The sequence below is a fragment of the Mesorhizobium sp. M7A.F.Ca.MR.176.00.0.0 genome (assembly GCF_004023165.1).
In the GTDB taxonomy this organism is placed as follows: Bacteria; Pseudomonadota; Alphaproteobacteria; order Rhizobiales; family Rhizobiaceae; genus Mesorhizobium.
The window spans coordinates 40,712-53,243 of record NZ_RZTC01000005.1; the positions used below are offsets into that span (position 1 = coordinate 40,712).

At 62.9% G+C, this 12,532-nt stretch carries 11 protein-coding genes and 1 pseudogene; 7 read left to right on the forward strand and 5 right to left on the reverse strand.

Translation table 11 applies throughout. From position 1 onward, the window contains the following. Positions 1 to 7 precede the first annotated feature (7 nt). From EOB59_RS03145 to EOB59_RS03175, 7 genes are all read left to right on the forward strand, one after another. Positions 8 to 1,342, forward strand: coding sequence for an aminotransferase class III-fold pyridoxal phosphate-dependent enzyme (locus EOB59_RS03145; protein WP_128287621.1), 1,335 nt, complete (start codon positions 8 to 10; stop codon positions 1,340 to 1,342). Then, entirely contained in the window at positions 1,342 to 2,079 is a 738-nt protein-coding gene (locus tag EOB59_RS03150) for a GntR family transcriptional regulator (RefSeq protein WP_127321023.1), read from the forward strand. The genes EOB59_RS03145 and EOB59_RS03150 overlap by 1 nt, the downstream gene beginning before the upstream one ends. Continuing rightward, positions 2,079 to 3,185: an ABC transporter ATP-binding protein gene (locus tag EOB59_RS03155; protein ID WP_128287622.1), complete on the forward strand. Its 1,107-nt coding sequence runs from the start codon at positions 2,079 to 2,081 to the stop codon at positions 3,183 to 3,185. Before EOB59_RS03150 ends, EOB59_RS03155 begins: the two co-directional genes overlap by 1 nt. Before the next feature lie 31 nt (positions 3,186 to 3,216). Continuing rightward, the gene (locus EOB59_RS03160) at positions 3,217 to 4,152 is read left to right on the forward strand and encodes a 3-keto-5-aminohexanoate cleavage protein (protein WP_127317813.1); all 936 of its coding nucleotides are present in this window, start codon (positions 3,217 to 3,219) and stop codon (positions 4,150 to 4,152) included. Next, the gene (locus tag EOB59_RS03165) at positions 4,149 to 4,577 is read left to right on the forward strand and encodes an acyl-CoA thioesterase (RefSeq protein WP_127399093.1); all 429 of its coding nucleotides are present in this window, start codon (positions 4,149 to 4,151) and stop codon (positions 4,575 to 4,577) included. The genes EOB59_RS03160 and EOB59_RS03165 overlap by 4 nt, the downstream gene beginning before the upstream one ends. Positions 4,578 to 5,239: 662 nt before the next feature. Further along, positions 5,240 to 5,908 carry a HemK/PrmC family methyltransferase gene (locus EOB59_RS03170; RefSeq protein ID WP_245481877.1) on the forward strand — a complete coding sequence of 223 codons (669 nt, stop codon included), beginning with the start codon at positions 5,240 to 5,242 and terminating at the stop codon, positions 5,906 to 5,908. Beyond that, entirely contained in the window at positions 5,905 to 7,020 is a 1,116-nt protein-coding gene (locus EOB59_RS03175; RefSeq protein ID WP_127809479.1) for a hypothetical protein, read from the forward strand. Before EOB59_RS03170 ends, EOB59_RS03175 begins: the two co-directional genes overlap by 4 nt. Before the next feature lie 49 nt (positions 7,021 to 7,069). On the opposite strand, the gene nadE is transcribed toward EOB59_RS03175, so the two are convergent. From nadE to EOB59_RS03200, 5 genes and pseudogenes are all read right to left on the reverse strand, one after another. Continuing rightward, positions 7,070 to 8,077 (reverse strand): NAD(+) synthase, encoded by a 1,008-nt coding sequence (gene nadE, locus EOB59_RS03180; protein WP_128287623.1) that lies wholly within the window; start codon positions 8,075 to 8,077, stop codon positions 7,070 to 7,072. Further along, a pseudogene (locus EOB59_RS03185) lies at positions 8,074 to 9,619 on the reverse strand (class I adenylate-forming enzyme family protein). The gene nadE and the pseudogene EOB59_RS03185 overlap by 4 nt, the downstream one beginning before the upstream one ends. A 26-nt stretch (positions 9,620 to 9,645) precedes the next feature. Then, entirely contained in the window at positions 9,646 to 9,912 is a 267-nt protein-coding gene (locus tag EOB59_RS03190) for an acyl carrier protein (RefSeq protein WP_127381822.1), read from the reverse strand. Positions 9,913 to 9,935: 23 nt separating this feature from the next. Continuing rightward, on the reverse strand, positions 9,936 to 11,873 hold the full coding sequence (gene asnB / locus EOB59_RS03195; RefSeq protein WP_128287624.1) for an asparagine synthase (glutamine-hydrolyzing): 1,938 nt from the start codon (positions 11,871 to 11,873) through the stop codon (positions 9,936 to 9,938). Between the two features lie 77 nt (positions 11,874 to 11,950). Continuing rightward, the gene (locus EOB59_RS03200; protein WP_164873801.1) at positions 11,951 to 12,343 is read right to left on the reverse strand and encodes an autotransporter-associated beta strand repeat-containing protein; all 393 of its coding nucleotides are present in this window, start codon (positions 12,341 to 12,343) and stop codon (positions 11,951 to 11,953) included. Positions 12,344 to 12,532 lie beyond the last annotated feature (189 nt).

Consider the following 12,532-nt stretch of genomic DNA (forward strand, 5'->3'; position numbering starts at 1 on the left):
TGATCGAATGCTGCAAGGCACTAGAGACCTGCGCGCCAATGTCAGTCTCGCTGCTGTTCTGGATGAGGCCCGACAGCGTTTCGCTGACGCCAACCCGAACAGCCTGGCGCGTCAGAACGAGGCCGCGGCATCGTTGCCGGGTGGCAATACGAGGGCTGTTCTATGGTATCCGCCGTTCCCCGTATCGTTTGTTTCCGGCGACGGCTGCAGGGTCACCGATCTCGACGGCCATACCTATGTCGACCTGGTCTCGGAATACAGCGCCGGTTTTTACGGCCATTCCGACAAGGCGATTTCGGCAGCCCTTGTGGACGTAATACAGGGCGGCATCATGCTGGGCGCCCCCAACCGCTACGAAGCGCGCCTTGCAGCGGCGGTAGTCGACCGTTTTCCAGCCATAGAGCGCGTGCGCTTCTGCAACTCGGGCACCGAGGCGAACATCATGGCGATTTCCGCCGCTCGCGCCATCACAAAGCGTTCGAAGATACTCGCGTTCCGCGAGGGCTATCACGGTGGCGTACTCACCTTTGCGCATGGCGGCTCGCCGCTCAATCTGCCGTTCCCCTTTGTCTTCGCCGACTACAACGATAGTGCAGGCGCCGTGGCGCTCATCAAGGAACAGGGCGACGAGCTTGCCGCGGTGATCGTCGAGCCGATGATGGGCGGCGGCGGCTGCATCCCGGCGACGCGTGAGTTCCTGGAAGCGCTGCGCGCGGCGACGAAGGAGACCGGCGCGCTGCTGATTTTCGACGAGGTCATGACTTCGCGCCTCGACTACCGCGCGCTCCACGGGGCGCATGGGATTTTTCCCGATTTCGTGACGCTCGGCAAGTATATCGGCGGCGGCGCCAGTTTTGGCGCATTCGGTGGACGCGCCGACCTCGTCGATCGCTTCGATCCGGCTTTGCCCGGTGCGTTCTCGCATGGCGGGACGTTCAACAACAATATTCTCAGCATGGCTGCTGGCTTCACCGGTCTGACCCAGGTGCTGACGCAAGAGGCGAGCCGCGCGGTCAATGCGCGCGGCGACCGCCTGCGCGAAGCGATGAACGTCTCCCTTGAAAGGCATGACGTCGAGGGCATCGTCATAGGGCGAGGGTCGTTGATGAACCTGCATTTCGTCAGGGGGCCGGTGGACACGCCGGCGCGGCTCGACGACGCCGATCCATCGGTGATTGCGCTTTGGCATATCGAAATGCTGTTGCGAGGGTACTACGTGACGCCGCGCGGCATGCTGGCGTTGTCACTGCCATTTGGCGACGCCGAACTCGACGGCTTCGCCGGCGCATTCGACGATTTCCTGTCGAGCAACCTCAAAATACTGCCGCGCCGGACAAACTGATGCTTGATCGCAAGGATGCCAGTGCCGGCTCGGCCGCGCAAAAGACAGCTCATGTTCGTGTCCATACGGGCTTGAAGGAAGCACTGATGAACGGTGACTTCCTGCCCGGCCAAAGACTGGTCGTGCGACAGCTTGCCGAACAGTACCGGACCAGCGCCATGCCGGTGCGCGAGGCCTTACGGCAACTCGTCAGCGACGAGGCGATGTTCGACCACCCAAATCGGGGCGTCATCGTCCCCGAGGCCACGGTGGCGCGTATTTCGGATCTGGTGCGTGTGCGCTGCAGCGTCGAAGGAACGGCGGCCGAGTGGGCCGCGACGACCATCACGCCCGAAGAACTCGATGAATTGGCGAAGCTGAACGGGCTGATGCGCGAATGCGTCGAGAGCAATGTCATGGCTAGCTATCTCGGCTTGAACAGGCGCTTCCATTTCACGATGTACCATGCCGCGCGGTCACCTCTCATCCAGCAAATCATCGAGAAATTGTGGCTGCAAGCAGGACCGTTCTTGAACATCGTCCGCTCGGACGTGACCTACGGCCTGGGCCTGGACCATCATGACGAAATGCTCGCGGCGCTGCGTCGCGCCGATGGCGCGGCTGCGCGCAAGGCGCTGGTGGCCGACCTGCGCGAGGCCGCCGACATCATTCTTCGCGCCGCCGCGGCGGCTGAGGCTCAACCTGCGCGCAAACGCCCGGCTTCGGCACGCCGTGATCCCAAGGCGCAGGCGCGGTGATGGGCGGATCCCCGCGTGGCCCGGTTCATGTCGAGTTTCGTGGCGTCAGCAAGCGCTACGGGCAGACGGTCCAGGCGGTGCGTCAGCTCGACCTGGAAATCATGCGCGGCGAATTCCTGACGCTGCTGGGGCCTTCCGGGTCTGGCAAGACGACGGCGTTGATGATGCTTGCGGGGTTCGAAGATACGACCGAGGGCGAAATCCTCATTGACGGTCAGCGCATCGACAACGTTCCCGCTAATCGTCGCCGCATCGGCATGGTGTTCCAGAACTACGCGCTTTTCCCGCACATGACGGTCGCCGAAAATCTGGCTTTCCCGCTCGAGGTCCGCAAACTTGGCCGCGACGAGGTGACGCGACGTGTCAGGAACGTTCTCGACATGGTCCAGTTGCCCGAATTCGGCAACCGGCGTCCGGCGCAGCTTTCGGGTGGGCAGCAACAACGCGTCGCGGTTGCCCGCGCCCTGATCTTCGAACCAAATCTTGTCCTGATGGACGAACCGCTCGGCGCCCTCGACAAGCAATTGCGCGAGCAGATGCAGTTTGAAATCAAGGATATCCATGCCCGGCTTGGCGTCACGTTCGTTTATGTGACACACGACCAGACCGAGGCGCTGACCATGTCGGACCGGATCGCGGTGTTCAGCGCCGGCCGCATCGAGCAGCTTTCGACACCACGCGAACTGTATGAGCGTCCGACGGGCAGCTTTGTGGCGAGCTTCATCGGCGAGAACAACCGCATGTCCGGCACCGTGCTTGCCGGCGGTGAAAACGGTGGCGTGGCCGTCCATCTCGACGATGGCGATCTGGTGTTGAACGCCATTTCCCCTCGCGCGACGCCCCCTGCGGGCGCCAAGGTGACGCTGTCGATCAGGCCCGAGCGCATGTCCTTATTGCACGATGGCTCCACCGCCCTCAACGTGATTGCGGCAACCGTCGTTCAGTCCGTCTATGTCGGGGATCACATCCGGCTCGTCGCTGTGACGGCGGGGGGCCTGAAATTCATTGTCAAGCTTGCCGCATCGTCGTCTCGGTCCGAACTCAATGCGGGCGAGGCGGTTCGATTGGGCTGTGGTCGTGAGGATTGCCTCGCGCTCGAGAGATAACAACAAAAGGCAGACAAGGGAGAGTTCAACAATGAAGAAATCGCCGAAAGTCGTCATCACCTGTGCGGTCACCGGCTCGATCCACACGCCGACGATGAGCCCGTATCTGCCGATAACGCCGTCCGAGATCGTCGACGCCGCCGTCGGAGCAGCCGAAGCCGGAGCGTCGGTGATCCATCTGCATGCCCGCGATCCGGAGACCGGCAAGCCTACCCCTGATCCAAAGCTGTTTATGGATTTCCTGCCGCGCATCAAGCAGCAGACCGACGCCGTGATGAACATTTCCACCGGCGGCGGGCTGAAGATGACCCTCGAAGAGCGCCTTGAAGCCGCCCACGCTTCGAAGCCGGAACTCTGCTCGCTCAATATGGGATCTATGAATTTCGCCCTGCACCACATCGCGCCGAAATACACCGACTGGAAGTACGACTGGGAGAAGGGCTACCTGGAAGACACAAAGAAGGGCATCGTCTCCAACACGTTCGAGCAGATCGAGCGCATCATCGTCGAAGTCGGCCAGGCTTATGGCACGAAATTCGAGTTCGAGTGCTACGATGTCAGTCACCTCTACACGCTTGCGCACTTTCTAGACCGCAAGCTGCTGAAGCCGCCGCTTTTCGTCCAGACGATCTTCGGGCTGCTGGGCGGAATCGGCGCCGACCCAGAAGACATGATGCACATGCGCAGGACGGCTGATCGGCTGTTCGGAGACGACTATCTCTGGTCGATCCTTGCCGCGGGCAAGCACCAGATAAATCTCTGCACGATGGGCGCGATCATGGGCGGCAATGTACGGGTCGGTTTGGAAGACAGCCTCTATGTCGGCAAGGGCACGCTCGCTAAGAGCAATGCCGAACAGGTTGCCAAGATAAAGCGCATTCTCAACGAGTTGTCGCTCGAAATCGCGACGCCCGACGAAGCCCGTCAACTGCTGGATCTCAAGGGCGCAAACGAGGTCGGGTTTTGACGCCCGGCATCGAAACCTATGTCGGCGTCGTGCATCCTTGGATGTGCGACGCGATGGGCCATCTCAACGTTCGTCATTATGTGGCGATGTTTGATGACGCCAGTTTCCAGTTGCTGGGCAGGATTGCCGATCCTCGTTTGACGCCGACCCTCGGCTGGGCGGATGTGAGGATGGAGATCGACTACGTGCATGAAACCGCGGCGGGAACTCTGGTCACCGTTCGCAGCGTTATAGAAAAGCTTGGGAAATCGTCGCTGACTTATCTGCATGAAATGCGCGGTACGCTGGACGGAGTCCTGCATGCGCGCATGCGCACCGTAACGGTGCGCTTCGATCTTCAAGCGCGGAGCAAGATCGAGATCGAAGGCGAAGCCCGGCAGGCGAGCGCGAAACTTCCGATGGGTGAAGCCGATACGCGTGGGTGACGGCGAGAATATCTGGTGACGGCATCGTTAGCCGCATTGGCGTCACTGAGCGAGATGCTGTAGGTCGCTGAAGGCTTCTACTCGCCCTAGGAAGGTCAGATATAGCCGCTATCGCACAGGACACCGCATGGGCAGCCCGCCACAATCGGCCATTGCGTACGATAGTGGCGTTTGAAGTGGTAGCGGGAGAGGGACTTTAATCGGCATAAAGTCAATGCGTTATATCGTCTTAGTCAAAATTTTGAAAAAAATGAATCCACAAACGGAATGGAAAACTTTCAATCTTCATTTGCTGAAAGCGGATACTTGAGGCGGAGAATCCGATCCAAGGTAACTGCCGCCTGACAGGATGAGTGGCGGGCTTAGCGTGTTAGGCGACGCGGCGACTTATGCGCCGGAGGCGAATGACAGCAATGCGCCCAAAGTCGGTCATTGAAGTTTACAGCTGGGTAGCTCTGATTGGAGCCACATCCCTTGGATGGGACGGCATCTATATGGCCGAGCTGGCGCGCTGCGAAGTATCGGCGGATATCTTTAGCAGCCGTTTACCGGAGCGCGATAGGTCATTGTGTATGCAATACCGTCGGATGACGTAAGGAACCGCCGTGCCGCACAGAGCAGCAGCCCTAGCCGGTCGTTCTACGCCCCGCCTGCATCGTTTCATGAGCGTGATGCTCGAACTGGCTCCGGGCGTTCTCGTGCCGCGTAAGGAAACAGAGTTGCTCGGACAGAGCGCGCTCGCGATTCTTCGCGATCGCGCGCCCGGCCCGATGGTGATCGACATGTGCTGCGGCTCCGGCAACCTTGCTCTGGCGATCGCGGCGGAAGTTCCGTCGGCCTGCGTCTGGGGGGTGGACGTGACTGACAGCACGGTCGCGCTCGCCCGTAGCAATGCCGAACGCTTGGCCCTTCAGGACCGGGTCGCCATCCGGAAAGGGGATCTGTTCGGTGCGCTGGAGGGCGATGGGCTTATCGGCGCGGCGGACATGATTGTCTGCAATCCGCCCTATATCTCGACCGCGCGCCTCGAAGGCGAGAGCGCGCATCTGCTTGAGGGCGAGCCGCGCGAGGCCTTCGACGGGGGGCCTTACGGCATCTCGATCCACCAGCGGCTGATCCGGGACGCAATCGATTTCCTCAAGCCTGGTGGCTGGCTGCTGTTCGAGTTCGGGCAGGGGCAGGACCGCCAGGTGGCTGCCCTGATAGCCAGAGCCAAGGCCTATGAACCCGTGACATTCGCCAAGGATGAGGTCGGAATGCCGCGTGTCGCACTCCTCCGCAAGCTGGAGAACGGTGCGCCCGCGATCTCATCCTCCGCAAGTTTGGCATGAGCCAGATTCGTCCCCTGCAGGCTGCGGATATTCCGGCCGTCGTCGGGCTCTTTCAAAGAACCTTCCGGGACGGTGGAAAGCCGCCGCCTCCGGCGCTTGAGACTTATCTGCGCTGGCACTATCTTGAAGGCCCGGTCTGCGATCCGGAGATCGCGTCTCTCGTCCATATTGCGAGCGAAGGCGACATTTCAGGCTTTGTCGGCGTGAATGTACTGCCGATGAGGCATGGCCAGCGCAAGCTGCGCGCCGCCATCTGTGGTTCGCTCATGGTCGAAACGCGGGCGAACGACCCGATGGCCGGCGCAAGGCTGCTCAGGACATTCCTGGCCGGGCCGCAGGACATCTCCTTCAGCGAAACCGCAAATGCCCTCTCGACGCAGATGTGGACGAAACTGCGCGGGGTCGCCCTGCCGCAATACAGCCTGGACTGGATCCGGGTAATCCGGCCTTCGGCCTTCCTGCTCGATCTAGCCTCGCGGCGAGCCGGCGCCGTGCGCTTGCTTGACCCGCTCGCGCGCGGACTCGATCGCTATCTTCGCGGACGGATGCAGGAGAACGAGATGCGCTGGTCCGGGGTCCCGGAACTCTGGAATCGCAAGGGCGGCCTCAAGGTTGCCGAAATCGATCATGCCGGTTTTGCGGCTCTTTTGGACCCGTTGATGCGCCAGTTCCCGCTCCGACCCGACTGGAGCGCGGAGCAGCTTGCGCATATCCTCGGGGAGGCTTCCCAGAAGCCGGACTATGGCGAGGCCGTGTTCGCGTCCGTCTCCTCCCCCAGCGGGGCGCTGGTCGGCGCCTTCCTCTATCACACCCGCCCGGGCAGGATGGCGCGCGTGCTGCAGGTTCTGGCCCTGCCGGGGCAAGCTGGTTCCGTCATCGACTGCTTGATTGGCGATGCAGCGCGGCGCGGCGCCGCCGGCCTGCGCGGCCGGACGCAACCCGCCCTGCTGGCAGCGATGCTGGGTCGACGGGTCGCCTTCACTCAACCGGCCTCGACCGTGGTGCATTCGCGCGACGAGGAACTGGTGAACGCGTTCCTGAGCTCGCAAGGCTTCTTCAACGGGCTGGCCGGCGAGCACTGGAATCGCCTGGCCGGGGAGCGGTTCGAATAGGCCATCATTGTGCGCGCGCGGCAACATAATCCCGATTGTCGCGCCGATCTCAGCAGGCGATTTCCTCGACGGGGCGGACGAGCTGCGGGCCAAGGTGCAGATAGCGCGTCGCCCGGCGCTTGGCGGCGATATCGGCCCAGACGCGTTCGACCTCGACCGTAGTCAGCTTCGCGGCGGTGCCGACCTCCACGGCTGAAAGGCCGTTATTCAGGCCGAAGAGGCAAATATCCATGCGGTCATAGGGCAGGGAGAAATAGAACTCTTCCTGCGTCTGCTCGAGGGAATAGGTGTCGGTCGTCGGCGCCCTGCGGCAGATTTCCTCGGGAATGCCGAGATGGGCGGCAAGCGCATAGACCTGGCTCTTGTAGAGATGGGCGATCGGTTTGACGTCAGCTGCGCCGTCGCCATTCTTCACGAAGAAGCCTTGGTCGTATTCGAGCCGGTTCGGCGTGCCGAGCACGGCGAAATTCAGCCGGTCGGCGTGATAGTACTCGATCTGTTTGCGCGTGCGCTGCTTCATGTTGGTGGCGGCGACGATGCCGAGATAGACCGCCGGCGACATGCGCAGCTTCGTCTGCCGGCCTTCGGGGCCCTGCACCACCAGCGAGGAGATGTTGTAGCCCTCGCCGGCGAGCGAATTGGCGATGACGATCTTTGAGGCCCAGCCCGGCCCGTATTCCGGCACCAGCTCGCGGATGAAGGCATCCCGCCGCTCATAACAACCCATCGCGTGCAGCGTCGGGCCGATATCCTCCACGATCGCTTCGACGCCGAAGGTTTCGGCGGCCAGCCGGCCGAGGCGGAGGCTGTCGGGATCGGAGTCGTTTTCCGGCATGAACAGGCAGAAGACGTTCTTCGCGCCGACGGCGCGGGCGGCGAGCGCGACCGAGACGCTGGAATCGATGCCGCCAGAGAGGCCGAGCACGAGCCCGCGCTTGCGCATGCCGCGTAGCTGCTCGCGCAACCCGGCGACGATGCGATCGGTTTCCGCAGCGTTGTCGAGCGTCAGCGCCTCGGCCGAGAAGGCGGGACGGCTCGGGGCGAGGGAGTGGTTCATTCTGCAGTCCCCAACGTTTCGGCCGCCAGTCTTCGGCTGACCTTTCCGGTATCAGTCTTCGGCAACTCGCGGCGGAACTCGATGAGCTTCGGCACCATGAAATCCTCGAGATGAACGGAGCAGTAGCGAATGATGTCCCGTTCGCTCAGGGTCTCGTCCGAGAGAACGACGAGGGCGGCAATGGCGTGGCCGAGCACCGGATCCGGCACGCCGGTCACCACGGCTTCCACGATGCCGGGATGGGCGTGCAGCACAGTTTCGACTTCCTTCGGGGCAACCTTTTCGCCGCGCGTCTTGATGATGTCGTCCTTACGGCCAACGAAATAGAGGAAGCCGTCCTCGTCCGTCCGAAACAGGTCGCCGGTGTGGAGCCGCTTTTCCCAGGGATGCGGCCCGGGACGCAGCATCTGCTCCGTGGCCACGTCGTTGCGCCAATAGCCCTGCATGACATGCGGGCCGCGGATGACCAACTCGCCCGCCACGCCCGGTGGCACGCGGTTGCCCTCATCGTCGACGACGATCGCTTCCGTGTTGGGAATAGCGATGCCGACGGAACCCGGCCGGCGGTCCAGCTCCTCCGGGGGCAGGTAGGTGCAGCGCTTGCACTCCGTCAGACCGTACATGGAATAGAGCTGCACGCCGGGGAACAGCTCGCGCAGCCGGGCGATATGCACCGGCGGCAGGGCGGCGGCGGTGTTCGAGATATAGCGCAGGCTCGGCAGGAAACCCGGCGCCAAATCGCGCATCTGCAGGATCAGCGCCGCCATCGTCGGCACCAGCGGGAAACCGGTGACCTTCTCGGCGCGGATGCGCTCGAAAATGGCCTGCGGAAAGGCGAAGGATTTTTCGAGGACGAGGGTCGCGCCGAGCTTCATCGCCATCAGCAGCTGATAGAGGCCGTAGTCGAAAGCCAGGGGCAGGACATTGAGGATGATGTCGTCAGGGGTGTTGCGCAGATAGGTCGTGATGGATTCGGCCGCGGCATCGATATTGCGATGCGTCATCATCACGCCCTTGGGGCGGCCGGTGGAGCCCGAGGTGTAGATCAGCATGGCGAGGTCGATGTCGATCCCGCCATGGCGAACGGGCACGGGCGCGACCTTGAGACAATCCTCGAAGGAGGCAGCGCCATCCGGTGTATGGCTGGATGGCGCTTGCGTCGACGCGACGAAGAGCGGTTGGTCCGACAGCGCACGCGCCTGGATCACGACAGGCATCAGCTTGGCCTGGGTCAGGATCGCCGCAGCCTCGCAATCGTCGATGACATAAGCGAGCTTGTCGGCCTTGGTGGAGGCGGTGATCGGGCTGAAGGTCGCGCCCGCCTTGAGAACCGCGAAGATCGAGACGGCGGCTTCCCAGCAATTGTCCATGAAGACGAGAACGCGGTCGCCGCGCTGCACGCCCGTTCGGGGCGAGGGCGGTCGCGAGCCGGTTCGACAGATCGTCGAGCTCGTCATAGCGCAACCGCTTCCGGTCGGTGACAAGCGCCGTCTTCGCGCCATGCGCGGCCGCGTTCGTGATGAGGAATTGCTCGACCCGCATGAGCTCGGGCCTTCCGCTGCCAGCCGTCACGCCGCGACGAGCGATGCGGTCTTCGCTGTGATGAAGGCCGTGATGCGCGCCAGTGAATCGAGGTTGGCCGGCACGATATCGGCGTCCGCAACTGTGATTCCGCAATGGTCCTCGATAAAGGCCACCAGTTCCAGAACGCCGGTCGAATCGATGATGCCGTTCTCGATCAGCGAGTCCGTATCGGCGAGGGTGTGGGTGGTGTCGCCGAACAGGAAGTTCTCGATGACAAAGGCCTTCACTGCGTCTCGGATCGTATCGGTCATGTCGTTCGCTTTCCTTGGTGGTGTCAGGCGGCCTTTGCGTTGCAAATGCCTGTGCCGGTGAAAGTCGTCAGCCACAGCTGCGTCGACAGGATGCCGACAAAGGCCGCGTTGTCGCGAAAGCCGGAGACCGGCTGGCGGCTGCATTTCTCATGTAGTTTTGCCACTGCCTTCGGATTGAAGAGCCCGCCGGCGCTGACTGCGGCGTCGCCCAGGGCCGACTGGACATAGTCCCTCGTGCCCGGCCCAACGAAGGACTGGCTGTCCGGTGCGCGATAGGGCTGTTTGGTCCGCCGGCCGATGGCGGCCGGCAGCAGGTCTTTGGTCGCCTCCCGGAGAATATGCTTCTCCACGAGCCCCTTCAGCTTCATCTCGGGAGGAAGGCCGGCGGCAAACTCGACCAGATGATGGTCGAGGAAGGGAAAGCGGCCCTCGATGCCGTGGGCCATCGCCATGCGGTCGCCCTGGCTGGACAGGATATAGCCGGGGAGAAGGAAGCGGGCTTCCAGATATTGCGCCTGATGCAAGGGATGCCAGCGGGCGAACGCCTCGGGCAGACGCGCGGCGAGTTCCTCGGCGGCGTCATATCCGGACAATGTGGCACGCAGATCGCCCGAGTAGAACAGCTTCGTCGCCGCCGTGCCGTCGAACCTCGGCCGATGGGAGAACAGCGGATCGTCGAGCGCCGCGCCGCTAGCCCCGAAGAAGGAGAACAGGTACTCGGCCGATTGCTGCCTCAGGCCCGGAAGATAGGGGTAGAGCTTGTGGAACAGATGCGGCCGGATGCGGGAGCTGGGCTGTCTCCCGCAAAAGCGCCGAACCCTAGCCTCCTTGAAAATATCGTAGCCGGCAAAGACTTCGTCGGCGCCTTCGCCCGTCAGCACCACTTTCAAGCCGGCCTCGCGCACGAGGCTCGAGAGCTTGTAGAGCGGGGCAGGGGCAGTGCGCAGGATCGGCCGCTCCGTGAAGCGGATAACGTCAGGGAAGACGGCGGCGATATCGCCTTCCCCGCAGGCGACGGCGCTGTGATGCGTGCCGAGCGCACGGGCCATCTCGAGCTGGAAGGGGCTCTCGTCATGTTCGGCGCTATCGAAGGTGACCGAGAAGGTCCTGAGGCCACCCGGCGCCATGCCCGCCGCCAGCGCCGATGTGATGGAGGAATCGAGGCCGCCAGAGAGATAGGCGCCGACTGGCACATCGGCGCGCATGCGGATGCGGGTCGCTTCCGTCAGGAGGGCGCGCAGTTCCTCGGCCGCGGCACGCTCGTCCCGGTGCCGGGGCGGCGCGTCCCGGTCGGGATACTCCAGACTCCAGTAGGGCCGCGTCGAGACGCTGCCTTCTTGCACGATCATCAGGCTTGCGGGTTCGAGTTCGTAGATATTGCGGAAGGCCGTGCGCGGCGCGATCGGGGCCCAGAGCGTGAAGATCTGGTCGAGTGCGACCGGATCAATCTCGGCCGCGACGTCCGGGGCCTGGAGGAGCGCCTTGATCTCCGAGGCGAAGTAAAGCCGTTCGCCCTGCCTTGTATAGAAGAGCGGCCGGACCCCCATGCGGTCGCGCGCCAGAACCATGCGGCGGCGGCGGCCGTCCCAGAGCGCAAAGGCGAAATCGCCATTGAGCGCGGAGACGCAATCCTCCCCCATCTCGTCATAGAGATGCAGGATCACTTCGGTGTCGCTGGCTGTCCGGAAATGGCGGCCTTTCGCGCGAAGCTGCTCGCGCAGTTCCACATAGTTGAAGATCTCGCCGTTGAAGGCGATCGTCAGATCGCCCGTCGCATCGGACATGGGCTGCTGGCCGTCCCCCAGGCCGACGATGGACAGCCGCGCATGGCCGAGGCCGGCCGCCTTTGTGGTGAAGAATCCCTGCTCATCGGGGCCGCGATGCGCAATGGCAGCCGTCATCCTTCCAAGGAGCGCCCTCCCATCCCGGACAGTGCCGAAATAACCGCTAAAACCGCACATGCCGAGATATTTCCAAGTCCACCAGCGCGGCTCGGACTATAGCCGCCAAAATACCGGTAGGTGTTAAACATCTGGGACTATTCATGAGAATGGTAAATTTTGAGCGGCCGCCGACGGCTGATTTCTTGCGTGAGCATTGGATCTGCCGCGAGATGAGGGCAATGACGCCCTTCGGCGACATAGTCGCCACTGACGGTCAGCTTGCTTCCGAGGCTGCCGGCGATGCCCACAGTCCCGGCATTGGTCAGCCCGACAATGGCTTGGGAAGTGCCGGCGAGATCGAGCGTCGCGCCCGCCGCGACCGAGAATTGCGAGGCGGAACTGAACGTGTTGGCCGCGCCTGCGGCGAGCGTGCCGCCATTGACCGAAGTGGCGCTGGCGAAAGCCGAGTTGTCCGAAGTCAGAACCACTGTCCCCAAGCCGTCCTTGACGAAATCGCCGGTACCCGAGAGCGCGCCGGCATAGCTCACATTAGCTGTCAGGTCGAAGGTGAACGAGGCGCCCGCACCGATCGAGACATCGCCGCCTAGCGCTCGGCCGCCGAGATGACGCCGCCTTGGTCGACGGTCCAGTCCAGCAGCGACGTGCCTGCAAGGTCAGCGTGCCGGCGCCATCCTTCACCATCGCAAATGACTCCACATCAAGGGATGCATTGGGAC

What these genes read in the sequence shown, in the direction of transcription:
- EOB59_RS03150 (WP_127321023.1), top strand. Translation starts at nt 1,342, where the DNA reads ATGCTTGATCGCAAGGATGCCAGTGCCGGCTCGGCCGCGCAAAAGACA.
- EOB59_RS03145 (WP_128287621.1), top strand. Translation starts at nt 8, where the DNA reads ATGCTGCAAGGCACTAGAGACCTGCGCGCCAATGTCAGTCTCGCTGCT.
- asnB (WP_128287624.1), bottom strand. Translation starts at nt 11,873, where the DNA reads ATGTGCGGTTTTAGCGGTTATTTCGGCACTGTCCGGGATGGGAGGGCG.
- EOB59_RS03155 (WP_128287622.1), top strand. Translation starts at nt 2,079, where the DNA reads ATGGGCGGATCCCCGCGTGGCCCGGTTCATGTCGAGTTTCGTGGCGTC.
- EOB59_RS03190 (WP_127381822.1), bottom strand. Translation starts at nt 9,912, where the DNA reads ATGACCGATACGATCCGAGACGCAGTGAAGGCCTTTGTCATCGAGAAC.
- nadE (WP_128287623.1), bottom strand. Translation starts at nt 8,077, where the DNA reads ATGAACCACTCCCTCGCCCCGAGCCGTCCCGCCTTCTCGGCCGAGGCG.
- EOB59_RS03160 (WP_127317813.1), top strand. Translation starts at nt 3,217, where the DNA reads ATGAAGAAATCGCCGAAAGTCGTCATCACCTGTGCGGTCACCGGCTCG.
- EOB59_RS03175 (WP_127809479.1), top strand. Translation starts at nt 5,905, where the DNA reads ATGAGCCAGATTCGTCCCCTGCAGGCTGCGGATATTCCGGCCGTCGTC.
- EOB59_RS03170 (WP_245481877.1), top strand. Translation starts at nt 5,240, where the DNA reads ATGAGCGTGATGCTCGAACTGGCTCCGGGCGTTCTCGTGCCGCGTAAG.